Annotated in this window: 24 protein-coding genes; 9 read left to right on the plus strand and 15 right to left on the minus strand. The window is 63.4% G+C overall.

Annotated features, from left to right (window positions below; all coding sequences use genetic code 11):
• Window positions 1-4: 4 nt before the first annotated feature.
• The 3 genes from K3174_RS10905 to ubiA all read right to left on the minus strand — a co-directional run bounded on the left by K3174_RS10905 (window position 5) and on the right by ubiA (window position 1,767).
• Window positions 5-328, minus strand: a complete 324-nt coding sequence (locus tag K3174_RS10905; protein ID WP_221558305.1) for an ArsR/SmtB family transcription factor — start codon at window positions 326-328, stop codon at window positions 5-7.
• Between the two features lie 68 nt (window positions 329-396).
• Complete coding sequence (locus K3174_RS10910; protein ID WP_221558306.1) at window positions 397-849, minus strand: tRNA (cytidine(34)-2'-O)-methyltransferase; 453 nt, start codon at window positions 847-849, stop codon at window positions 397-399.
• 3 nt (window positions 850-852) lie between these two features.
• A complete protein-coding gene (ubiA, locus tag K3174_RS10915) occupies window positions 853-1,767 on the minus strand; it encodes a 4-hydroxybenzoate octaprenyltransferase (protein WP_221558307.1) in 915 nt (304 codons plus the stop codon).
• A gap of 39 nt (window positions 1,768-1,806) precedes the next feature.
• On the opposite strand from ubiA, the gene K3174_RS10920 reads away from it, so the two are divergent.
• The 3 genes from K3174_RS10920 to K3174_RS10930 are packed head-to-tail and all read left to right on the plus strand — an operon-like array spanning window position 1,807 to window position 4,295.
• Complete coding sequence (locus tag K3174_RS10920; RefSeq protein WP_221558308.1) at window positions 1,807-2,562, plus strand: 16S rRNA (uracil(1498)-N(3))-methyltransferase; 756 nt, start codon at window positions 1,807-1,809, stop codon at window positions 2,560-2,562.
• A gap of 41 nt (window positions 2,563-2,603) precedes the next feature.
• Complete coding sequence (locus tag K3174_RS10925) at window positions 2,604-3,974, plus strand: glutamate--cysteine ligase (protein WP_221558309.1); 1,371 nt, start codon at window positions 2,604-2,606, stop codon at window positions 3,972-3,974.
• Between the two features lie 18 nt (window positions 3,975-3,992).
• The gene (locus K3174_RS10930; protein ID WP_221558310.1) at window positions 3,993-4,295 is read left to right on the plus strand and encodes a putative quinol monooxygenase; all 303 of its coding nucleotides are present in this window, start codon (window positions 3,993-3,995) and stop codon (window positions 4,293-4,295) included.
• Here K3174_RS10930 and K3174_RS10935 read toward each other — a convergent pair whose 3' ends face one another.
• From K3174_RS10935 to K3174_RS10955, 5 genes are all read right to left on the minus strand, one after another.
• Window positions 4,296-5,651 carry a methyltransferase family protein gene (locus K3174_RS10935; protein ID WP_221558311.1) on the minus strand — a complete coding sequence of 452 codons (1,356 nt, stop codon included), beginning with the start codon at window positions 5,649-5,651 and terminating at the stop codon, window positions 4,296-4,298. It lies immediately after the preceding gene.
• Window positions 5,652-5,706: 55 nt separating this feature from the next.
• A complete protein-coding gene (locus K3174_RS10940; protein WP_221558312.1) occupies window positions 5,707-7,047 on the minus strand; it encodes an outer membrane protein assembly factor BamB family protein in 1,341 nt (446 codons plus the stop codon).
• A 43-nt stretch (window positions 7,048-7,090) separates the two neighbouring features.
• The gene (locus K3174_RS10945; RefSeq protein WP_221558313.1) at window positions 7,091-7,891 is read right to left on the minus strand and encodes a tetratricopeptide repeat protein; all 801 of its coding nucleotides are present in this window, start codon (window positions 7,889-7,891) and stop codon (window positions 7,091-7,093) included.
• Window positions 7,892-8,008: 117 nt separating this feature from the next.
• A complete protein-coding gene (locus tag K3174_RS10950) occupies window positions 8,009-9,154 on the minus strand; it encodes a glycosyltransferase family 4 protein (RefSeq protein WP_221558314.1) in 1,146 nt (381 codons plus the stop codon).
• Window positions 9,151-10,083, minus strand: coding sequence for an alpha/beta fold hydrolase (locus K3174_RS10955; RefSeq protein WP_345719630.1), 933 nt, complete (start codon window positions 10,081-10,083; stop codon window positions 9,151-9,153). Before K3174_RS10955 ends, K3174_RS10950 begins: the two co-directional genes overlap by 4 nt.
• A 9-nt stretch (window positions 10,084-10,092) precedes the next feature.
• Between K3174_RS10955 and K3174_RS10960 the strand changes: the two genes are divergently transcribed.
• On the plus strand, window positions 10,093-11,487 hold the full coding sequence (locus tag K3174_RS10960) for a protein adenylyltransferase SelO family protein (RefSeq protein WP_221558315.1): 1,395 nt from the start codon (window positions 10,093-10,095) through the stop codon (window positions 11,485-11,487).
• 90 nt (window positions 11,488-11,577) lie between these two features.
• On the plus strand, window positions 11,578-12,990 hold the full coding sequence (gene astD / locus K3174_RS10965) for a succinylglutamate-semialdehyde dehydrogenase (protein WP_221558316.1): 1,413 nt from the start codon (window positions 11,578-11,580) through the stop codon (window positions 12,988-12,990).
• A 6-nt stretch (window positions 12,991-12,996) separates the two neighbouring features.
• Here astD and K3174_RS10970 read toward each other — a convergent pair whose 3' ends face one another.
• Together K3174_RS10970 and K3174_RS10975 are read right to left on the minus strand one after the other, a co-directional pair.
• On the minus strand, window positions 12,997-13,707 hold the full coding sequence (locus tag K3174_RS10970; protein ID WP_221558317.1) for a hypothetical protein: 711 nt from the start codon (window positions 13,705-13,707) through the stop codon (window positions 12,997-12,999).
• A gap of 216 nt (window positions 13,708-13,923) precedes the next feature.
• The gene (locus K3174_RS10975) at window positions 13,924-14,361 is read right to left on the minus strand and encodes a glycine zipper 2TM domain-containing protein (RefSeq protein ID WP_221558318.1); all 438 of its coding nucleotides are present in this window, start codon (window positions 14,359-14,361) and stop codon (window positions 13,924-13,926) included.
• Between the two features lie 183 nt (window positions 14,362-14,544).
• On the opposite strand from K3174_RS10975, the gene rarD reads away from it, so the two are divergent.
• Window positions 14,545-15,447 (plus strand): EamA family transporter RarD, encoded by a 903-nt coding sequence (rarD, locus tag K3174_RS10980; RefSeq protein ID WP_221558319.1) that lies wholly within the window; start codon window positions 14,545-14,547, stop codon window positions 15,445-15,447.
• Here the strand turns inward: rarD and pyrC are convergent.
• Window positions 15,425-16,462 (minus strand): dihydroorotase, encoded by a 1,038-nt coding sequence (gene pyrC / locus K3174_RS10985; protein WP_221558413.1) that lies wholly within the window; start codon window positions 16,460-16,462, stop codon window positions 15,425-15,427. The two genes, rarD and pyrC, sit on opposite strands and share 23 nt — an antisense overlap.
• Window positions 16,463-16,500: 38 nt before the next feature.
• Here pyrC and ygfZ point away from each other — a divergent pair, with 38 nt between their 5' ends.
• Window positions 16,501-17,244, plus strand: a complete 744-nt coding sequence (gene ygfZ, locus K3174_RS10990) for a CAF17-like 4Fe-4S cluster assembly/insertion protein YgfZ (protein ID WP_221558320.1) — start codon at window positions 16,501-16,503, stop codon at window positions 17,242-17,244.
• Here ygfZ and K3174_RS10995 read toward each other — a convergent pair.
• On the minus strand, window positions 17,225-17,824 hold the full coding sequence (locus tag K3174_RS10995) for a TetR/AcrR family transcriptional regulator (RefSeq protein ID WP_221558321.1): 600 nt from the start codon (window positions 17,822-17,824) through the stop codon (window positions 17,225-17,227). The two genes, ygfZ and K3174_RS10995, sit on opposite strands and share 20 nt — an antisense overlap.
• Before the next feature lie 118 nt (window positions 17,825-17,942).
• Here K3174_RS10995 and K3174_RS11000 point away from each other — a divergent pair, with 118 nt between their 5' ends.
• On the plus strand, window positions 17,943-18,821 hold the full coding sequence (locus K3174_RS11000) for a metal-dependent hydrolase (protein ID WP_221558322.1): 879 nt from the start codon (window positions 17,943-17,945) through the stop codon (window positions 18,819-18,821).
• 55 nt (window positions 18,822-18,876) lie between these two features.
• Here the strand turns inward: K3174_RS11000 and K3174_RS11005 are convergent, their stop codons facing one another.
• The 3 genes from K3174_RS11005 to rplU form a co-directional block, all read right to left on the minus strand.
• On the minus strand, window positions 18,877-19,419 hold the full coding sequence (locus K3174_RS11005) for a GNAT family N-acetyltransferase (protein ID WP_221558323.1): 543 nt from the start codon (window positions 19,417-19,419) through the stop codon (window positions 18,877-18,879).
• Window positions 19,420-19,642: 223 nt separating this feature from the next.
• Complete coding sequence (rpmA, locus tag K3174_RS11010; RefSeq protein WP_221558324.1) at window positions 19,643-19,912, minus strand: 50S ribosomal protein L27; 270 nt, start codon at window positions 19,910-19,912, stop codon at window positions 19,643-19,645.
• 12 nt (window positions 19,913-19,924) lie between these two features.
• The gene (gene rplU, locus K3174_RS11015) at window positions 19,925-20,401 is read right to left on the minus strand and encodes a 50S ribosomal protein L21 (RefSeq protein ID WP_221558325.1); all 477 of its coding nucleotides are present in this window, start codon (window positions 20,399-20,401) and stop codon (window positions 19,925-19,927) included.
• Between the two features lie 188 nt (window positions 20,402-20,589).
• Here rplU and K3174_RS11020 point away from each other — a divergent pair, with 188 nt between their 5' ends.
• Window positions 20,590-21,108 carry a hypothetical protein gene (locus K3174_RS11020; RefSeq protein ID WP_221558326.1) on the plus strand — a complete coding sequence of 173 codons (519 nt, stop codon included), beginning with the start codon at window positions 20,590-20,592 and terminating at the stop codon, window positions 21,106-21,108.
• The last annotated feature ends 6 nt before the right edge of the window (window positions 21,109-21,114 follow it).

A 21,114-nucleotide genomic window follows, 5' to 3' on the forward strand; every position in this document is an offset into this window, starting at 1 on the left:
GAACCTATGTTCGCGCCGCATGCACTCCGCCTGAGGCGCCATGAAACCCGGCCATTGCGGCCAGCGGAACTTCCTCGAACCGGCCCAGCCAGCGGCGCGCCATTTTCGCCAGTGGCATCGGGTTGAGATAGTGCCGCTTGCAGCGCCCGTCGCGCTCCGAAGCGACCAGTTCGGCCGCTTCGAGCACGGCGAGGTGCTTGGCCACCGCCTGCCGCGTCATCGGCAGGTCCTCCGCGAGGTCGGACAGGGTCAGCCCGCCCTCCTCGCTCAGCCGGTCCAGCAGGAGCCGGCGTGTGGGGTCCGAAAGAGCGGCGAAGGTATCCGTCATGGCGACGAGGTTAAGAAGGCGTTGCCGAGTCGCTCAATTCACGTCTGGAAGTTGTCCACGACGGGGATTCAACCAGGCAGCGTCCCCGTCTGCCTCAATGCTTCACCCAAAGCAATCCCAGCGCTGGTGGCGAGATTGAGCGATCGCACCTCCGCCCGCATCGGCAGGCGCACGCTCGCATCCACCGCGGCGCGAACCGCATCGGTCACGCCGGCGCTTTCCTTGCCGAACAACAGCACGTCGTCGGGCCGATAGGCGAAATCGTAGGAGGATTGCGTCGCCCGCGTTGTGAACAGCACGATCCGCATATCCTTGCGCGCTTCGCGAAAGACGTCGAAATTCGCGTACCGAACGATCTCGACATGATCGATATAGTCCATGGCGGCGCGGCGCACGCGCCTGTCGTCCCACGGGAAACCCAGCGGCTCGATCAGGTCGATCCCCGCCCCCATGCAGGCGCCGAGACGCATGACATTGCCGACATTTCCCGCAATTTCGGGCTCGAACAGCGCAATCCGCATGAATCAGGCGTTGCCCACGACGAAGCACGCAGCCGCGACCAGCGCACCGGTCCAGCGATTGGCGCGAAAGCGGTCGAGCGGGTTGGCCGGGTCGTCGCCATCGAGCGTCGCTACCTGCCATAAAAGGTGCCCGGCTGCGGGAAGAAGCGCCAGCAGCGCGACCCAATCGGCACGGTAGAGCCAGAACGCCAGCGCCCACAGCCCCACGGCTGCGGTATAGAACAGCGCCACGCCCGCCTGCACATGCCCGCCGAGCCGCAATGCGGATGAGCGTATGCCGACCAGCGCATCGTCCTCGCGATCCTGCATCGCATAGATTGTGTCATAACCGATGACCCACAGCGCGGCACCGGCATACATGGCGGCCAGCGCGTCCCAATTGTCGGCGCGAAGCTCGGTCCAGCCGACCAGCAGGCCCCAGGTGAAGACCATGCCGAGCCATGCCTGCGGCCACCAGGTGATGCGCTTCATGAAGGGATAGGCCGCAACCAGCACGATGCTGCCAAGCGCCACGCCCTGCGCCAGAGGGCGCAATTGCCACAGCACCAACAGACCGACAGCACACAGCGCGAACAGCCAGCCCCAGGCGAGTTTCTTCGAAATCCGTCCGCTCGCCACGGGCCGGATGGCCGTGCGGACGACCTTGCGGTCGAGATCGGCATCGACGATATCGTTATAGACGCAGCCGGCCCCGCGCATCGCAATGCTGCCAAGCAGCAGCCATGCGACCAGTTCGACCTGCCATCCGGCGCCGGTCAGCCAGACGCCCCAGGCGCAAGGCCAGAACAGCAGCCACCAGCCGATCGGTCGATCGAAGCGCGCCAACTGAGCCAAGTCGCGCGGCACCTGCGGCAAACGCGCGACAAGGCCGCGATGCTCGCTGTCTGGCACGATCTCTGGCGTGGCGGTATCGCTCATCGCTTGCTCCCTAACCGCAGGCGTGCCACCTGCAAAGCCATGCCTGCAACGCCCGCCTGGCCGCCCAAATCCGCACCTCGCCTGTTCATCGAGCAAGAACTGGTGTCGGGCCAGCCCGTGCAGGTGGAAGGAAATCGGGTGCACTATCTCGTCAAGGTCATGCGTATTTCGCCCGGAGACACGGTAATCCTGTGCGACGACATCACCGGCGAATGGGCGACCGAAGCGATCGAGGTGGGCAAACGCCATGTCCTGCTCCAACCGCAGCAGCATCTGCGCCCGCGCGAGCCGGTGCCCGATTTCTGGCTGTGCCCTGCCCTGCTCAAGAAGGACCGGTTCGACCTGGTTCTGGAAAAGGCGACCGAGTTGGGCGTGGCGCGCATTGCGCCGGTGATCACGCGCCGCTGCGTCGCGGACAAACTCAATGCCGATCGCGCAGACACTATCGTCACCGAGGCGGCCGAACAGTGCGCACGCACGGCTCTACCGGAAATCGCGCCGGTGGTTAAACTCGAGGCGATGCTAAGGGACTGGCCGCAGGAACGGCACCTGTTCTTCGCCGACGAGGAAGGCGGCGAGCCTGCCGCCGACGCCTTCTGCTACGCCGAAGGCCCTGCAGCGCTGCTGATCGGCCCGGAAGGCGGTTTCGACGACGCCGAACGCGCCGCGATCCGCGCCCATCCAGCCTCGGTCGCGATCAGCCTCGGCCCGCGTATCCTGCGCGGCGAAACGGCCGCGATAGCCGGAATCGCCGTCTGGATGGCCGAGGCAGGCGACTGGATCGGCGAAGAATAATTTCCTTTCCACGCAAGGTTCGGTTTCCTATCGCAACCAGCATGAGCACGCGCGACACATCCGCCAAGGACGATCCCATCATCGAATCGCGCGATCAGCTGGTCGCCCCGATGGCGGCAGGCGAAAAGCCGAAAGACGCCTGGCGGATCGGTACCGAGCATGAAAAGCTCGTCTATTGCCGCAAGGAACATCGTGCACTGTCCTATGACGAGCCCGGCGGCATCCGCGATATCCTGCTGAGTTTGCAGGAGTTCGGCTGGGAACCGGTCGAAGAAGGCGGCAAGGTGATCGCCATGCGCGGCGAGGACGGTACGGTCAGCCTCGAACCCGCGGGGCAGCTCGAACTGTCCGGCGCACCGCTCGAAAACCTGCACCAGACCTGCGCGGAAACGGGGCGTCACCTGGATCAGGTCAAGCAGGTGGGCGAACGGTTCGGCGTCGGCTTCCTCGGCCTCGGCATGTGGCCCGACAAGACACGCGAAGAACTGCCGATCATGCCGAAAGGCCGCTACGACATCATGCTGCGGCACATGCCGCGCGTGGGGAATCTGGGCCTCGACATGATGCTGCGCACCTGCACCATCCAGGTCAATCTCGACTATTCGTCCGAAGCCGACATGGCGCACAAGTTCCGCACCAGCCTTGCGCTGCAACCGCTGGCCACCGCGCTGTTCGCCAATTCTCCCTTCACGGAAGGGAAACCCAACGGTTACCTGTCCTATCGCAGCCATATCTGGAGCGATACCGACCCGCACCGCACCGGCATGCTGCCCTTCGTGTTCGAAGACGGCTTCGGCTATGAACGCTGGGTCGACTACATGCTCGACGTGCCGATGTATTTCGTCTTCCGCGACGGGAAATATATCGACGCGGCGGGCCTCAGCTTCCGCGATTTCCTCGAGGGCAAGCTGTCGGTCCTGCCGGGCGAAAAACCGACGCAGAGCGACTGGTGGGATCACCTGTCCACCGCTTTTCCCGAGGTTCGGCTGAAGAGCTTCCTGGAAATGCGCGGCGCGGATGGCGGGCCGTGGAGCCGCATTTGCGCCCTGCCCGCCTTCTGGGTGGGCCTGCTCTACGATCAGACCGCGCTCGACGCGGCATGGGATCTCGTCAAGCACTGGACGATGGAAGAGCGCGAGGAACTGCGCAACGCCGTCCCGAAGCTGGCGCTCGACGCGCCCGTTCCCGGCGGGGGCAAGCTGCACGATCTGGCCAAGGACGTTCTTGCCATCGCCCGCTCCGGCCTCGCTTCACGGGCACGGCTCAACACTTCGGGCGACAACGAGACGGGCTTTCTCGAAACGCTCGATGAGATCGTCGCCAGCGGCAAGGTTCCCGCGCAGGTCCTGCTCGACCGTTACAAGGGTGAATGGGGCGGCGATATCGGCCGCATCTACAAATACAGTTTTTGAGAAGCGGGAGAAGCGACAGTGATCCAGATCAACGGCACCATCACCATGGGCGACGACGTTAACGAGGAAACTTTTGAGGCGGCCGTCAGGATGATGCAGGCCAGCCGCGCCGAAGACGGCTGTATCGACTACATATTCGCGCGCGATCTCGCCGATCCCAATACTCTGGTAGTGCTCGAACGCTGGCGCGACCGCGACGCGCTGGAGGCGCATGGCAACTCCGCCCATATGGCCGAATTCCGCAAGCTCATGGCCGCCAACCCGCCCAAGTCGAGCGAACTGCGCATCTACGAAACCGACGAGGGCCAGCCGCTCGGCTGATTATTCCGCGGGCTGACCGGCCAGCGCCGATCGCGGCCTTACCCGGTTCCACAATCGTGTCAGCGGGGCCGTGAGCAAGCCGTTCTGAGCCATCCATGCGTGATAGTCGCGATATTTCCGATCCTCCGCCAGGAGGTGAGCTTCTTCCGTCTTGGCGCGCCAGAAATAGATGCCGTTGACCACCGCCAGGAAGAAGCAGTTGCGGATCGCGTCGACAGGGGAGCCCGTGGTCACCAGAAACGGCAGCACGGCGCACCACCAAAAGAGGTTCTTCGAGACATAGGCGGGATGCCGGGTGAACCGGTACGGCCCATTGGTGAGCACGCCGCGATAGGTCAGGTTCGAAAAGCGCAGGCCGAAAGCGAAGGTCGCCCAGGCATAGATCCCCGTCAGAAACACCAGCAGCGCGCCCCACAATGCGATCAGCGTATCATGACCCGCCAGCCAATGCAGCCAGCCTGCCGTATTGTGTTCGTAATTGATTGCCTTGCCGCCACCGAGGATGCCCCAGACCAGAGGCGGATAACAGATGAATGCTGCGATCCAGCCGCCCAGAAATGGATTGCCCGAGCGGATATGCGCATCGAGCGGCCGCATGGTGACGATATAGCCCACCGTCCCGATCATCACGTCGATCATGAACATCGCCTCGATGATCGTCAGCGCGATCCGTTCGGGCCGGGCGGCGATCTCCGCGAAATCGGCCGTGACGATCGTGCGGAAGGCAAAGGGAATGATCGAGATCATGAAGGCGGTGAAGAAAGCCTTGATGATCCAGGCGCGCCAGTGCTTCGCGACCTCGTCCATGTCCCAGCCCGGGCGCATGAGCAGAAGCGCACCGAAATGCCAGGCCTGATCGCGCGGATTTACCAGCGCGCGGTCGATCCAGAAAACATAGGGGATGGACAGCGCAACCAGCGGGATCGCAGAGTATCCCAGCACCTGCATCGAGAAGAGGTATTGCCCGTCCCAGTACCAGCGGCACAGGCAATAGAGCCCGGCTATGATCGCCCATGTGGCCCACAGCCCGGCAAGCTTGATCCACGTCACGCTGCGATCGGGCCTGCGCGTACGGACAAGCGACCAGTCGAGCCCGGTCGAAGGCCTCAGATGCACCTTGTCGACCAGAATCGACCAGGCGGCCATCGGCAGCGCTGCCGCCAGCAGACCGAACAGGGCCGAATTCCTGCCCCCCAGCGTGTCGCGCGGAACGGCCCAGCCCAAGGCTTCGGCGATGTCGGGAAACCAGCGTGCGAAGGCGACCCAGGCAACCAGCCCGGCAAGGCCTACCAGACCCACGGTCGAAGAGACATCGCTCTCCGGCCGTGCGGGGGGTGCTTGCTCCGTCGCGCTCATGACCGCCCCTCGTTAGCCCCGATTGGTTAACACGGCGATCATGCTAGCATGAAAATCAACGAAATGCGGTGATTCGGCCGCTATCGTCGAGCACATACAGCGTGTTGTTGGCCACGATCGGCGCCAGCGAGACCGGCTGGTCGAGATCGGTGAACTCGCTTGCAGATCCCTCGCCCGTACTGATCCGGTAGACCTGCCCTTCCGAACTGACCGCCCACAGATTGTTCCCCGCCAGCACGGGTCCGGACCAGAAGATCGGGCCTTCCTTGTCTTCCTCGTCGCGCCAGCGCGGCAGTTGGGTCAGCCAGCGCACCTTGCCGGTGGCCCGGGCGATCGCGAGCAGACGGGCATCGTCGGTCAGGGTGAAGATCCATTCGCCTGCAATGGCCGGGGTCGAAATGCCGGCGAGATTGAGCTCCCAGATCCGCTGGCCGGTGACCAGTTCGTAGGCCGCCATACGGCCACCCTGGCCGAGCGCATAGACACGGCCATTGTCGATGATCGGGTCCGCATCGATATCGGTCAGCGACCCGACCTGCGTCGAAATCGACGTCAGCGCCAGAGCGTCCGCCCACAATGTGCGGCCGTTTTCGTAACGGTACGCGTTCAGTTCGCCGGAGCTATAGCCGGCGATCACCGTACCTTGTCCCGCTGCCGGAGCGGCCACGCCGAAAACACCGGCCTGGGTCGACGAGCCCGATTCCTGCCACTGAATTTCGCCGTTGGTGGCGTTCAGCGCGAAAATCTGATTGTCCTGCGTCATCACGAAGACCGAACCGAAGGCGACCGTCGGAGAGCCGCGCAACGGGCCGGACGGCTTGACCTTCCAGATGACCGAACCGTCGGTCGCGTTCAGCGCGACGACATCGCCGACGCCATCGGTCATATAGACCTTACCGTTGTCGTAGCTGGCGCCCCCGCCGAAAGCCGATGGCTTGAGCTCGCTTTCGACGCCGGGATTGTAGCCCCACCGCCGCGCGCCCGTTTGCGCATCGAAGGCCGTAAGCGTTCCGTCGCCGCCGACCGCGAACATCATCCCGCCGCCCACGACCGGCGAGGCACCGAGCCGACGACGCTGGCTTGCGCCTTCGACATTGACTGCGAATGCGCGGGTCGGCGCTTCGGCCAGCGCGAGATGGCCATAGGACTTGGCGGCATTGCCGCCAGCCTGCACCCAGTTCTCGTTCACGCGGGCGGGAGGGAGGACGACCGCGACATCCGCCAGCGCCGGATCGACCTTCGCGCCGGTTTCGATACGCGACAGGATCGGCTGGCGTTCACCCATGGTCGGGGTCACCTTCTTGTCCCCACCGCCGAAAAGGCCGCCGCTGCAGGCGCCGAGGCCGGCCGCCAGTACCGCGACGAACGCGGTGCGCGAGAGGTTCTTGCAGTTCATCTGTTTCCTCGTTCCGTGTCTTTTCGGCAATCCAGCGCCGTGTTTATTCGGTTTCTGCCGCGGCGGTATCACCGTCGGCATCCTCGCGTTCGATCCCTTGCTCTTCGAGCAGCGCATCGACGTCCTCGATCGCATCGACGCCCAGCACGCCGGCCATCTGGCGAGCGCGCGAACGGATCGATTCCGGTCCGTCCTCGTCCTTTGCGATCTGCGCGAACAGCGCGCCCGCTTCGGCGCGTTTACCCTGGTCGAGATAGGCATGGGCGACGAGTTCGCCCGCGCTGGCGAAATACGGCTTGCCGGGCGTCGCGAGCGGTTTGAGCGCCGCGACGATTTCGGCGCTCTCCATCGTGTCGTAATTGAGCGTGACATCGCGCAGGCGCGCAAGGTCGCGCATGGCCGGGGCGGCACTGTCATTACCCGCAACGCTCTTGAAAATGGTCGAGGCTTCCGCCGTGTCGCCGCGCTGTTCGGCAATGCCGGCGCGCATCATCGCTGCTGCGACCGCTGCACCTCCGCCATCCTTTCCGGCGAGTTCTTCCAGCCGGTCGTAAGCGGAATCCACATTGCCGGACTGAATCTGGTCGAGCGCGCCGACCAGCGCTTCGGAATCGCGCTCCATCGCTGCTTCCTGCCGGCTTTGCCAATAGAGATAGCCGCCAAAGGCAACCAGCGCGGCAACCAGCAAGCCGAGAAGCGGCTTGCCCCACTTGTCCAGAAATTCCTCCGTATCGCCCTGGCGCACGGCATCGTCGACTTCGCGAAGCAGCGCTTCCTGCTGGGCGTTTTCCTGCCGGCTACGCTTGTCTTCGCGGGAAAGTTCGTTTTTGGGTGTCAGGGCCACAGGGCCGGGCTCCATCTGAATAGATATCGGTTTGCGCGGCTCTTTAAGGACAGGCGCGCATCAGGGCAATGGTCGCAAAAGCCTGTCCCCGTCCGGGTGAACGGCGGCTGAAACGTGTCAGAGCTCGATTTTCATCGCACTCGAGTAGAGCCGCCGATAGGTCGCGACCATCTTCGCCTCGTCGAACTGCGCCACGGCCTTGGCACGGTTGGCTTCGCCGACTTCCTTGCGCAACTCCTTCGAAACGGCGAGTTGGACCAGTGCCATGCGCAATTCGTCCTCGTTTCCCGGTGGCGCGATAAACTCCTCGTTCCGCTCGGCGACCATGTTGGCGATGTCGCCAACCGCGGGGGCAACTATCGGCAGACCTGCCGCCATCGCTTCCGCCACCGAAAGCGGGAACTGTTCCGAATCGCTCGACAGGGCGAAGATGTCGAACAGGCCGATCACACGCGCGGGATCGGCCACGGCGCCGGGCAGGTGCACGCGGTGATTTATCTGCAGACGATCGGCCTCGGCCAGGATGGCATTGCGCGCCTCCCCTTCTCCGAGGATCACCAACTGCCAGTTTTCCGCGAGTTCGGTGAATACGCGCACCAGTCGCGGCAGGTTCTTGACGGTACGGAGCCCGGCCAGCGTGCCGACCCAGAATTCGCCCGGACGCTTGATCAGACGCAGCGCATCCGTCTTGGGGCGCATCGCGAAGGCCTTGGTGTCGATCCCGTTCGGAATGCGTTTCACCCGGCCCAGCGGTTGTTGCCAGTCGACCAGCGCGATTTCCTCGAGCCGCTCCGATGGTACGACCAATCCGGACGCCTTGCCCAGCGCAACCCGGCGGTACCAGGTGCGGCTCGTCTTGAGCTTTTTCAGCTCGCTTTCGTCAAAGCCGTCCTCGTGATGGATCAGCGGCGGAAGGGCATGAAGGTCCTTGAACAGCGTGTGCGCCATGACTGCGTCCATCGCCCCCCAATTATAGGTACAGACGAGGTCGTAACCCTTCATCGCCCGGGCAAGCTTTTGCAATCGACCGGGGAGCGGCCGTCCTTTCAGGCTCGGAAACTCGGGTTGCAGCCGTATATCCAGACCCTTGGCTATACGATCCGCGGCACCGAGCTGCTCGGGCTCTCCCGATACGATGGTATGCCGCGCCTTCTTTCCGAAGGCGTTGATCAGCTGAACCGTGCGCAATTCCTTGCCGCCCGGGGCGAAGGTCGACTGCAGATGGAGAATATGCGGCACCGCCCCGCCCCGCGCCCGGCTCATGCGCAGCGCGCCAGCAGCTCATCGACGACGGTCCGCGCCTCGGGCTCGTCGAGCGTGGGCGCATGGCCGACCTGCGGCACGGTCGCGGCAATGGCTTCGGGCGCACGGCGGCGCATTTCCTCGAAGGCCTGCGCGGACAGCAATTGCGACAGCTCCCCGCGCAGCAAGGCGAGCGGTTTGGCAGCCAGCACATCGAATGCCGGCCACAGATCCGGCGGCACCGCCGCTTCGTCGGCAGCCATGATCGGCTCGGCAATCTTCATGTCGTAATCGAAGGCGATACGGCCGTTATTGCACAGCGTCAGCGTGCGCTTGGCCATGGCTATCCAGTCCTCGGTTCCGAAACCGGGAAAAGCGGCACCGTGCACTTCCTCCAGCGCGCGGGCGGCGTGCATCCAGGTCGGGAAGCTGCGGCCCTGCCCGATATAGGATTTGATCGCATCGAGGCCCGCCGTCTCCAGCACCGGCCCGATATCGTTCAGCAACGCCCCCGCAATGCGGCCGGGCTGCAACGCGGCCAGCGCCAGCGTCATCAAACCGCCCATCGACGTGCCGATGGATACGAAGCTGTCGATCTTCTCCGCATCGAGCAGTGCCAGCAGATCGAGCGTGTAAGTGCCGACCTGATAGCTATCGGACTCTTCGGCATAATCGCTGTCCCCCCGCCCCCGCATGGACGGCACCAGCACGTGCCAGCCCTGTTTTGCGATGTGCGGAGCGAGATCCTCGAAATCGCGGGTATTGCGCGTGAGCCCGTGCAGGCAGATGACCGGCGGGCGGTCGCCAGCGCTGCCATATTCGCGAAAATGGAGGGTGAGACCGTCGGCGCTCTGCCAGTGGCGGTCGGTAAAGCTGTTGTCCATGTCTGGCGGCGAAAACCTTGGTGGCTTGGCGTAGGTGCCCTTGTATCGGGCCGGCTTGCCGCCCACTATCGCCGCATGCGCGCCGAACCGCAAGCCGTGAGCTATCGCCCCGACACACCGATCGAATCCCTGGCCGACTGGCTGGCCGATCCGGTCGAGCCAGCGGACTTTCCCAAGACGCAGCTGCGGTTTCGCAACGATCGGCATGCTGCGAGTGTAGGCCTCGCCGAATTGTCGGACGATGAGTGGCTCAGGCATTTCGGGCGCTTCGAGCCGCTGGACGGCAATCTTTCCCACCCGCTGGCCCTGCGCTATCACGGCCACCAGTTCCGCGTCTACAATCCGGAGATCGGCGACGGACGAGGGTTTCTCTACGCGCAGATGCGCGATGGCGCGAACCGTCTGCTCGATCTCGGCACCAAGGGTTCCGGCCAGACCCCGTGGAGCCGCGAGGGCGACGGGCGGCTGACACTCAAGGGGGCGGTGCGCGAAATCCTCGCCACCGAAATGCTGGAGGCGCTGGGCGTCTACACCTCCAAGACTTTCAGCGTCGTGGAAACGGGCGAAGAACTGTGGCGCGGCGACGAGCCCAGCCCGACCCGTTCCGCGGTCATGACGCGCCTCAGCCACGGACACATCCGCATCGGCACGTTCCAACGCCTGCTCGCCATCGAAGAGAGGGACCATATGGCGGCGCTGGTCGATTATTGCCTCGCGCAGTTCCCCGGACCGCCGCCGCCGGAGGACGCCCCCGATCGCGACGAGCCTGCAGTCCGGCTGATGCACCTGGTCGTCGAACGCATGGCCGATCTTGCCGCAAGCTGGATGGTGGCGGGCTTCGTGCACGGCGTGCTGAACACCGACAACATGAACATCACCGGCGAAAGCTTCGATTACGGTCCGTGGCGCTTTCTGCCCAGATGGGACCCCGCCTTCACGGCCGCCTATTTCGACCACCAGGGCCTTTACGCCTTCGGACGCCAGCCCGAAGCGCTGAACTGGAATTGCGGACAGTTCGCCATCGCCTTGCGCTTGCTTGCCGACGCGCCCCCGCTGATTGCCGCGATGGAACGCTTCGGGCCGCTCTACATGGAGACGATCGGCAAGCGTTGGTGCTGGCGAATGGGGCTGGAAAGCAATGATGCGGAGGCCAATGCTGCGCTGGTTGCCGCATGCGAGAAAGACATGGTCGAGAGCGGCATTGCGCCCGATGAGTTTTTCTTCTCCCATCGTGGAGGGCGACGTGCCGAAGGCGAACTCGCCGACGCACTGCGGAACTTCGAACCGGTCGGCGGCGAACATCCCTACTGGAACGACGAGCGGCCGGAATCGATGCTGATCGACGAGGTCGAAACCATCTGGGCGGCCATTGCCGAAAAAGACGACTGGCAACCTCTACAAGAAAAGATCGCCGCTTTGCGGCGAATGGGCGAAGCGCACGGCGAACCACCGTTTCCGGCAGGTCATTAATCGGTGCCGGACAAGGACTTGAATTGACGCGGCGCGTCTAACCTCCCACTTAGGGCCCACTTCGCGCCCCAGAGAGGAAATTCTACCGAAATGGCGACCGAACTGGTCTCAACCGAGCCCGCGACAGGCAGGGAAATCTGGCGCGGCACATCCGGCGACGTCGATCGGACGGTCGAACGTGCCAGAACGGCAATGCGCAGCTGGGCACGCGAACCTTTGGCACGCCGGATCGAACTGATGCGCCGGTTCGCCAATCAGGTCCGCAAGCACGCGGAGCCTTTTGCCGAGCTGATCGCGCGCGAAACCGGCAAACCGCTATGGGAAGCACGCACCGAAGTCGAAGCGGTTATCGGCAAGGTGGAGATTTCGATCACCGCCTATGCCGATCGTACCGGGCAGAAGAAGCTCGACAGCGCGCTGCAGGGCAAGGCGGCGGTGCGGCACAAACCGCATGGCGTGATGACGGTCCTCGGCCCCTACAACTTTCCCGCACACCTGCCGAACGGCCATATCGTACCGGCGCTGATCGCGGGCAATGTGGTGATCTTCAAGCCGAGCGAGAAAACGCCCGCCGTCGGCGAATTCCTGACCCGCTGCTTCCACGAAGCCAAGGTGCCCGAAGACGTGATTCAGTGCATTCATGGCGGGGTCGAGGTCGGACAGGGCCTGGTCGAACACTGGATGGTCGACGGTGTGCTGTTCACCGGTTCGGCCCGTGCGGGGATAGCGATCAATCGCAAGCTTGCCACCGACCCCGGCAAGATCGTGGCGCTGGAAATGGGCGGCAACAATCCGATCGTGATGCTGGATACCCCCAAGATCGACGATGCCGCGGCGACCATCGTGCAATCGGCCTTCACGACTGCCGGCCAGCGCTGCACCGCCGCACGGCGGTTGATCGTGGTCGATTCCATGTTCGACAAGATCGTGCCGGCGGTGAAGACGCTGGCGGAAAAGCTGATCGTCGATGAACCCTTTGCCGACCCGCAGCCTTTCATGGGTTGCGTGATCGACAATGGAACGGCCGACCTTCTGTCCGAAAGTTTCGTCGCCCTGATGAGCCGGGGCGGCAAGCCGATCATGCATATGAAGCGGCCCGACGAAAACCTGCCCTTCCTCTCCCCCGCGATCCTCGATGCCACCGACATTCATGAGCGGCCCGACATCGAATTGTTCGGCCCCCTGCTTCAGGTGATCCGCGTCGGCACCTTCGAAGAGGCGATCGAGGAAGCGAACAATACGCGCTACGGCCTGTCGGCCTCGCTCGTCGGTGGGCGGCCCGAAGACTTCGAAACGTTCTGGAGCGAGATCCGCGCCGGTATCGTCAACTGGAATCGCCCGACCAACGGAGCTTCGTCGGCTGCACCGTTCGGCGGTGTGGGCCTGTCGGGCAATCATCGCCCGGCGGCATTCTACGCCGCCGATTATTGCGCCTATCCAGTAGCTAGCAATGAAATGGAACAGCCGCGCGCCAGCATAGGTCTGGGCCTCAAAAGCAGCTGATTGTGATCAGTCGGTTGTAACCAGATCGATCTCGGTTACACCCTGCGCTAGACGCCGGCCGTATACGACATAGGCCGAATTGCCTTTCGTCCCCGAAAGAATGTTGTCGCCTGCAGCGGTGACGTGTTCGACATTGTAGCCTGCGCCCCGGGCACGGGTATAGTAAAAGGCAAGCACCTCATCGAGGGCGACCGGCGTGAGGAAGGAGACGACCCTTAGCGCGCAGTTGCCTTCGTCGGTGCCGGCGGCTTCCTGGGTGTTGCCGCGCGGATAGACCGGAAAGGCCGCGGGCAGTTTGGCGGCCCAGGCCGATGTGTAATTCACCTTCTCGCCGCAATTTTCGCCCCCCGGCGCGACGGCTGCGCGCGCAGCGGCGACCATGGCACTGCTGGGCGCGGCATTGGCGCCCAGAGTCTTGGCGGTGGGCGGAGAGACCAGATTGCCCCGTCCACCGACCAGTTCGGCGGCGCGAGTGCGCGCGGCATCGATCGCACGGGGCGACTTGTCGATATTGGGAATCGCCGCATTGCCGGTACCGGACAGTGCGGCATTGGCTTCGTTACGGTCGGCCAGATCGGGATCCGTCATCAGCTCGTCGTTGAGAGCCTGTTCGGTTGCCGGGTCCATGGCGTCGTCAGCCGCCTTGTCGTCGGCCTTGTCGCCACAGCCGGCCAGAAGGACCACGGGAAGAATTGAGGCGAGCAGACGACTTTTCATTGAAAGACCTTTCGGCTTGGTATGCCGCGGGACTAGCGCCGATCGGGCTTCGAACTCCAGCCCGGCGGAATCGCCTGCACCATAGCGGGACATGCCTCCTCGCAACAGAAAAAGGACGCCGCCCGCCTCCCGCAGGAGATCGGACGACGCCCTCACGGCTCGGTGGGAACCGTGATTCCCGGCCGCGGGTGGGCACGGCCGGAACCCTTCAGATCGTTACTCGCAGCGGCTGCCGGAACGGTCGATCGTACGACCAAGCAGCGCACCTGCCGCACCGCCGAGGATCGCACCGAGCGTGCGATCGCCGCGTCCGGCGATTTCGTGGCCAGCCAGCGCACCGACACCCGCGCCGATCACAAGACCGGTGGTGCCGTTGTCGCGGCGGCAGTAATAGCGTCCGTCCTGGCCGCGCCAGACATCGCGATCCCTGCGCGCGGAGCGGCGGTCATAACGGGAGTCATACCGGTCGTAGCCGCGGTAGTCGCGATAACGGCGGTCGTAGCGATCGCGATACTGCTGAAACGTCATGTCTCCGGTCGCTGCGACATGGGCCCCGGGGGAGGCATGCATGGCGGGTGCGGCACTTGCGGGCATCGCCAGCGCCAGACCCGAAGTAGCGAGCGCGATCGAGGCGGATTTGAGAAGTTTCGACATGGCTTCTTCCTTTTCTTTCTCCAGCGAACGGAGGGTGATTCCGTCGATGTCGTTAAGCTTTACGCCGTTCAATATGAACGATATGCAACGCCGCTGTCAGAATTGAAATTATCGATGAAGCGAGTTTCCGGCGTCGACGAAATGATGCTTGCAGGCCCTTTTCGAGCCGCCTAGCGCGAGCCGATGAACGCGAATGCCCCACCACAGCATGATCGAACGGGGCTTGCTGCCGCCTTCGCTGCCTACATCGTCTGGGGCTTCCTGCCGCTGTACCTGATTCTCGTGAAGACGGTCCCGGCGCTGGAATTCGTGGGCTGGCGGATCATCTGCACGCTGCCGCTGTGTATCCTGATCGCGCTTGTGCGAAAGCAATGGCCGGACCTGCGTGCAGCCCTTGCGAACCGCCGAACGATGGGTTGGCTGTCCATCAGTGCGACTCTGATCGGGATGAACTGGGTGGTCTATGTCTGGGCGATCCAGATGGGCGAGGTCTATGCCGCCAGCCTCGGCTACTACATCAATCCGCTCATCAACGTTCTGCTCGGCACAATCCTGCTTGGCGAACGACTGACGCGACCGCAATGGGCCGCGGTCGGGATTGCCGCAATCGGCGTCTCGCTTCTCGCCGCAGGTGCCTTGACCACCCTGTGGATCAGCCTCGCCCTGGCACTTACCTTCGGCTGTTACGGGCTGATCCGCAAACAGGTCGATGTCGGCTCGGTCCCCGGCCTGACCATCGAATCGCTCCTCCTGCTGCTCCCTTCGGCAGGGATAACCTGGTATTTCGCGCAGTCGCAGGGTTCGTCCATTGCGATTTCAACCGAGCTCACCCTTGCCATCATGCTGGGCGGGGTGCTCACCGCCGTCCCGCTGCTTATGTTCGCCGTTGCCGCGCGCAAGCTGCCTTATTCGACGATGGGCTTTATCCAGTTCCTGGCGCCCAGCATCGTTTTCATCCTCGGGCTCACGGCCTTCGACAAACCGCTCCACCCGGTCGAGATCGCCTGCTTCGCCTGCATCTGGGCGGCAGCGGGAATTTTCGTGTGGGACCTCGTGGCGCGATCTAGGAAGCCAGCCGCCAGCTGAGCGTCTCGCCGGCGTGGAAGGGTACGATGGGCGCTTCGCCGCCATCGATTTCAGCGGGCACATCCACCGGTATCTTTTCCAGCGTGATCCGTTCTTCGTTGGGAGCCAGCCGGTAGAAGGCAGGGCCGTTGAGGCTGGCGAAAGCCTCGAAATGCTCCAGCGCGCCTTCATCTTCGAACACCTTGACGTAGCTTTCGAGTGCAACGGGCGCATTGAAGATGCCTGCGCAGCCGCAATCGCTTTCCTTGTCGTGGCGATGGTGCGGTGCACTGTCGGTGCCGAGGAAGTATTTAGGCGAGCCGCTGGTAGCCGCACCGCGCAGGGCGAGGCGATGCTGCTCGCGTTTCGCGACCGGCAGGCAGTACATATGCGGCCTGATCCCGCCGACGAGGATATCGTTACGGTTGATATGGAGATGCTGCGGAGTGATCGTCGCAGCGATATTCGGCCCTGCGCCCTCCACGAAACTCACCGCCTGCATGGTGGTGATGTGTTCGAAGATGACTCGCAGGTTCGGCAGCCGATCGACCAGCGGCTGGAGCACGCGGTCGATGAACACCGCCTCGCGGTCGAAGATATCGATATCGGGCGTGGTCACTTCGCCGTGGACGCATAGCGGCATACCGATATCCGCCATGCGTTCGAGCACGCCCATAATGTTCGCGATGTCGGTGACGCCGTGCGCCGAATTGGTCGTCGCGCCCGCCGGATAGAGCTTGGCCGCGGTCAGCACGCCATCGTTATGTCCCGCGGCCAGATCGTCGGCATCGCTTTCGTCGGTGAGATAGGCGGTCATCAGCGGCGTGAAGTCGATACCCTCGGGGACCGCTTCGACGATCCGCGCGCGATATGCGGCAGCCAGCGCCGTAGTCGTGACCGGCGGGGCGAGGTTCGGCATGACGATCGCTCGCGCGAACTGGCGGGCGGTGTAGGGGACCACGGCACGCATCGTATCCCCATCGCGGAAATGGAGATGCCAATCGTCGGGGCGGCGGATTGTCAGCGATTCGACCATGCGGTTGCCTATGACGACGAGCGGCCTATCTGTCACCCATGACCGCCACCTGCCTGACCAGCCGCGCCGTGATCCGCCTGTCGACCGAAGATCCGGAGGAGGACGTTGCAGCCTTCCTCCAGGGTCTCGTCACCAACGATGTGACCGGCACGCTGCCCGTTTACGCCGGACTGTTGACGCCGCAGGGCAAGACGTTGTTCGATTTCATCGTGTGGCCGGGCGTCACTGGCGAGTTGCTGATCGATTGCGAGGCGGAGCTGGCGCAGGATCTGGTCAAACGCCTCTCGCTCTATCGGCTGCGGAGGAAGATCGAGATTGCTGTCGACGCTGCGGTCGGGGTGCACTGGCAGCGCGAAATGGGCGATGGCGGAGCCGCCGATCCGCGGCTGGGCGCATTGGGCCAGCGCTGGCTGGCTCCGGCGAGCGAGGGGAATGGAGCAGCCGACGCAGCATGGCTGGCCCATCGCCTCGCCCTCGGCGTTGCAGAAGGCAGCGCCGAGCTGGGCGATATCCTGTGGCTCGAGACGAACGCCGTCGAACTACACGGAGTGAGCTTCTCCAAAGGCTGCTATGTCGGACAGGAAAACACCGCCCGGATGAACTGGCGGAGCAAAGTCAACCGGCGGCTGGTGGTGGTCCCGCTCGACAAGTCCGACGAAAAACAGCGCCAGGTGGAATATCCAGATCTGGGCCTGGCGGTCGATCATTTGCGGATTGCGGATATCGACCCGGAAGTTGCTCCCGAATGGGTGCGCGTGTCGCTCAGCACTTCGGAACGGTAATCTCCATCGATCGCACGAGCATGCGCTCCGCCCGGTCGCGGGCGGCGGTTTCCGGCAGCCCCAGCGACCGCGACAGGGCTGTGCCGATCAGCGCATCGCCCATCGCCATCAGTACCAGCGCCAGCGTTTCCTCATGCACCTGCATCGGCGCGACGCCATGCGCAGCCTCTTCGGGGGCGATTTCATCGACCAGTTGATGAATGGTTTCGACAATGGGCGTCAGCGCATCTTCGTTGCCGGTCAGGATCATCCAGCTGGCAAGCGCCCCGGCGCCTTCCTTGTCGAACGCATCGAAGGCGAGATCGACCACCTCGCGCGGTGAACCCAGCCCCGCCCGGCTCGCCCGGACGGCATCGATGATCGTGTCGCAGACTGTGCCTGCGAGGTGGCCGGCCAGCGCCTTTTGCAGGCCCGCAGCCGATCCGAAATGATGTAGCAGATTCGCATGGGTACGCCCGATTCGCCCGCCCACCGCCTTCAGCGTGACTGACTGCGGCCCCGTTTCGATGAGCAGGGAACGCGCCGCCTCGAGCGCGGCAAGACGCGATTCCTCCGGAGAAAGTCGTTTTCGGGTGGCCATATGCGTGGAAAGACTAAAGCATTCATCGACAGTGGGAAAGCCGTTAACCGCCTCTTATTGACAGTTATGTAAGTAAGCGCTACTTACACGCTTGTCAGTAACCACTGTGGAGCTTTCCATGAACGCCCCCGTTTCCATCGATACCGACACCCGCAAATTCGCGCCGACTCCCGAAGATCTCACGATCACCGTGCGAGACGAACGCTTCAATCGCGGGACGACACCACGCCGCTGGTGGGCTGGCGAGCCCTTCGGCACTGCCTGGCACAACGCTTTGTCGGCCACTTTTCCGCGGGGCGAGGCGTTCTTCATCGAATCCGTAAAAGCCTTTCGCGAAGGTGCCGATCCCAAACTCGAAAGCGAGATTCGCGCTTTCGTTAAACAGGAAATCAACCACACGCGCGAACATATCGCCTTCAACCGGTTGGCCGAAGACCACGGCTACGACATCAAGGCGATCGACCAGCGCGTGGCCGAGATGCTGCAACTACTCAAAGGCCGCCCGGAGATCCTCAATCTCGCCGCGACCATGGCGCTCGAGCACTACACCGCCATGATGGCCGCCGAGTTTCTGGCCAACGAGGCGCATTTCGCGGATGCCGACGCCGAGGTTCGCGACATGTGGCGCTGGCATGCCGCCGAAGAGATCGAGCACAAGGGTGTCGCTTTCGATACCTGGAACCACGCCACGCGCGACTGGTCTGCATGGAAGCGTTGGAAAGTCCGCAGCCTGATGATGCTGCTCGTCACCGGCCGCTTCTTCCGCAATCGCTGGCAGGACAGCATGAACCTGCTGGCGCAGGACGGCATTGTCGGCTGGAAGGCACGTTGGGGTCTGTTCCGGTACCTGACCGTGAGCCCAGGCGTCGTTCGGCGGATTCTCCCGGAATGGCTGGCCTATTTCAAGCCCGGTTTCCATCCCTGGGACCACGACGATCGCAAGCTGATCGAGGTCTATGAAGGCGACTTTCCCGATGCCCTCATGCCCGCGGAGTAGAAACGACCCGTGAAACATGAAAGCCCCGCGACCGGATCGCGGGGCTTTTCATTTGTCAGGCCGCCATCGACGGAACTGCCGTGCATCCGGTCAGAACTAGGCGGTAGAGCGCGCAGGGCGCCTCTGCCCCCCGCCCCCTGCTGTGGCGCGGAACCACCTTGCCCGTCGGCACGAAGCCGATCTTGCGCAACACCTTGCCCGAAGCCGGGTTGTCGATGAAATGCCCCGCTTCGATGCTCTGGTGGCCAAGCAGCCGCGCGACTTCGAGCATACCCTGGGCGGCCTCGCTGGCGAAACCACGCCCCCAATGCGCACGTGCGATCCAGTACCCGAGTTCGGTTTTACCGCTCTCGCTTGGATCTATCCCGACACAACCGACGATCTCGGATCCTTCCGGTGTCGGAAAGGTAATCAGGAAGCGCGGGTAGAACGGATGCGCATCGCGCATCACGAATTCGTCCGCATGTTTGGGGAGATAGGGCCAAGGCGCGCTCGCAAGATTGCGGACGACGCCTTCATCGGCGATTCCGCCGAACAGCGCATCTGCATCTTCGGGCCAGGCAGGCCGCAACAGCAGCCTTTCGGTGACATGGAACATCGGTATTCTCCCCAAATCTCCACGCTCCGGGCTCCTAGGCCGGACGCGTGACAATTGCGTGATGGTGAAAGAAAATTTCACCGCGAAATTGAAGAGGGAGAAACGACGAGAGGGAGACGGCTCCCTTCCTTAACGGAAAGGTCCCATCTCCCTCTTCGGCTGCCGGATCATGGACCCGGCTGGGACCGTCCCGTTTGGACGATCCCGTTATCGGAGCGTCCGGTTATTCGGCGGCTTCTGCCATCATGTCGACCGAGACGAATTTACGGTCGAGCTTGCCCTTGTGGAATCGCACAATACCGTCGGTAAGCGCGAACAGGGTATGGTCCTTGCCCATGCCGACATTGGCGCCCGGATAGAACTTGGTACCGCGCTGGCGCACAATGATGTTGCCGGCGACGACGTTTTCGCTACCGAACTTCTTCACGCCAAGACGACGACCGGCCGAATCACGACCGTTACGCGACGAACCGCCTGCTTTCTTATGTGCCATCGTTCGCGCTCCTTACTTCTTGTCTTCGGTCTTCTTGGCGGCAGCTTTCTTGGGCGCTGCCTTCTTGGCCGGAGCCTTTTCGGCAGCTTCCTTCTTCGGAGCAGCTTCCTTCTTCGGAGCAGCCTTCTTCTCGGTTGCATCCGCCTTCGGAGCCGCTTCCTTCTTCGGAGCGGCCTTCTTCTCGGCCTTCGAATCGCCAACCGCGGTAATGCGCAGCAGGGTCATCTGCTGGCGGTGACCGTTCTTGCGGCGATAGTTGTGGCGGCGACGCTTCTTGAAAACGACGACCTTTTCGCTCTTGGCCTGCGCAATGATCTCCGCCGAAACGGTAACCTTGCCGGCGTCCGAAAGCTTATCGCCTTCGCCAGCCAGCAGGACGTCGCCCAGCGTGATGGTGTCACCGGCATCGCCTGCCAGCTTCTCAACCGCGATCTTGTCTCCGGCGGCAACCCGGTACTGCTTGCCGCCCGTGCGCACTACTGCGAACATGGTACGTATCTCTCGTTCAAATTGCTGTGCCGCATTCTTACGAAATTACGGCGCACCCGTCAGGCCGCCATGGGCAGCCCCGGAAAGAAGCGTGCCGTTAGGCGAAAGGAGGGCCCAAGTCAACGCTTGCTGCGAGGAAATTTGCATCCTCGCTGGCGTGCGGCGACGCGCGTGATATGGAGAGCCCGATGATCGACCGCAAGCATATTGCCCTCCCGTTAGTCGTAATCCTGCTGGCGGGCTGCGCCGGCGCGTCCTCGGGTCGCTACCCTTCGCTGGCCGTGCGCGATGTGGAACGGGCAGAAGGGACATTCGAACCCGTACCCGGCCCGCAGATCGAGGTCCCCCAGATCGAAATGGACGGAGGCACCGATACCGAATCAGGCCTGGCCGCGCTGGTGGAAGAGGCGCGCAAAGCCCATGCCGCATTCACCGAAGTCGTCCCCACGGCGGAACGCAGGGTGCAGGCCGCGTCCGGCAACAGCATCGGCAGCGATAGCTGGGCGGCCGCCCAGATCGCCCTTGCCGATCTCGATTCGGCCCGCAGCAACGCGGCGATCGTTCTGGGCGAGCTCGATACGCTCTATACCGCAACGGCAGTCCAGGGGGAGGATGCATCGGCGATCGCCGCCGCCCGCGATACGGTCATCGCCCTGGTCAGCGAAGAAGACACCGTGCTCGAACGCCTTCGTGCGCAGGTCCGCTAGGGCAGA

Source organism: Qipengyuania qiaonensis, from assembly GCF_019711515.1.
GTDB lineage: Bacteria > Pseudomonadota > Alphaproteobacteria > Sphingomonadales > Sphingomonadaceae > Qipengyuania > Qipengyuania qiaonensis.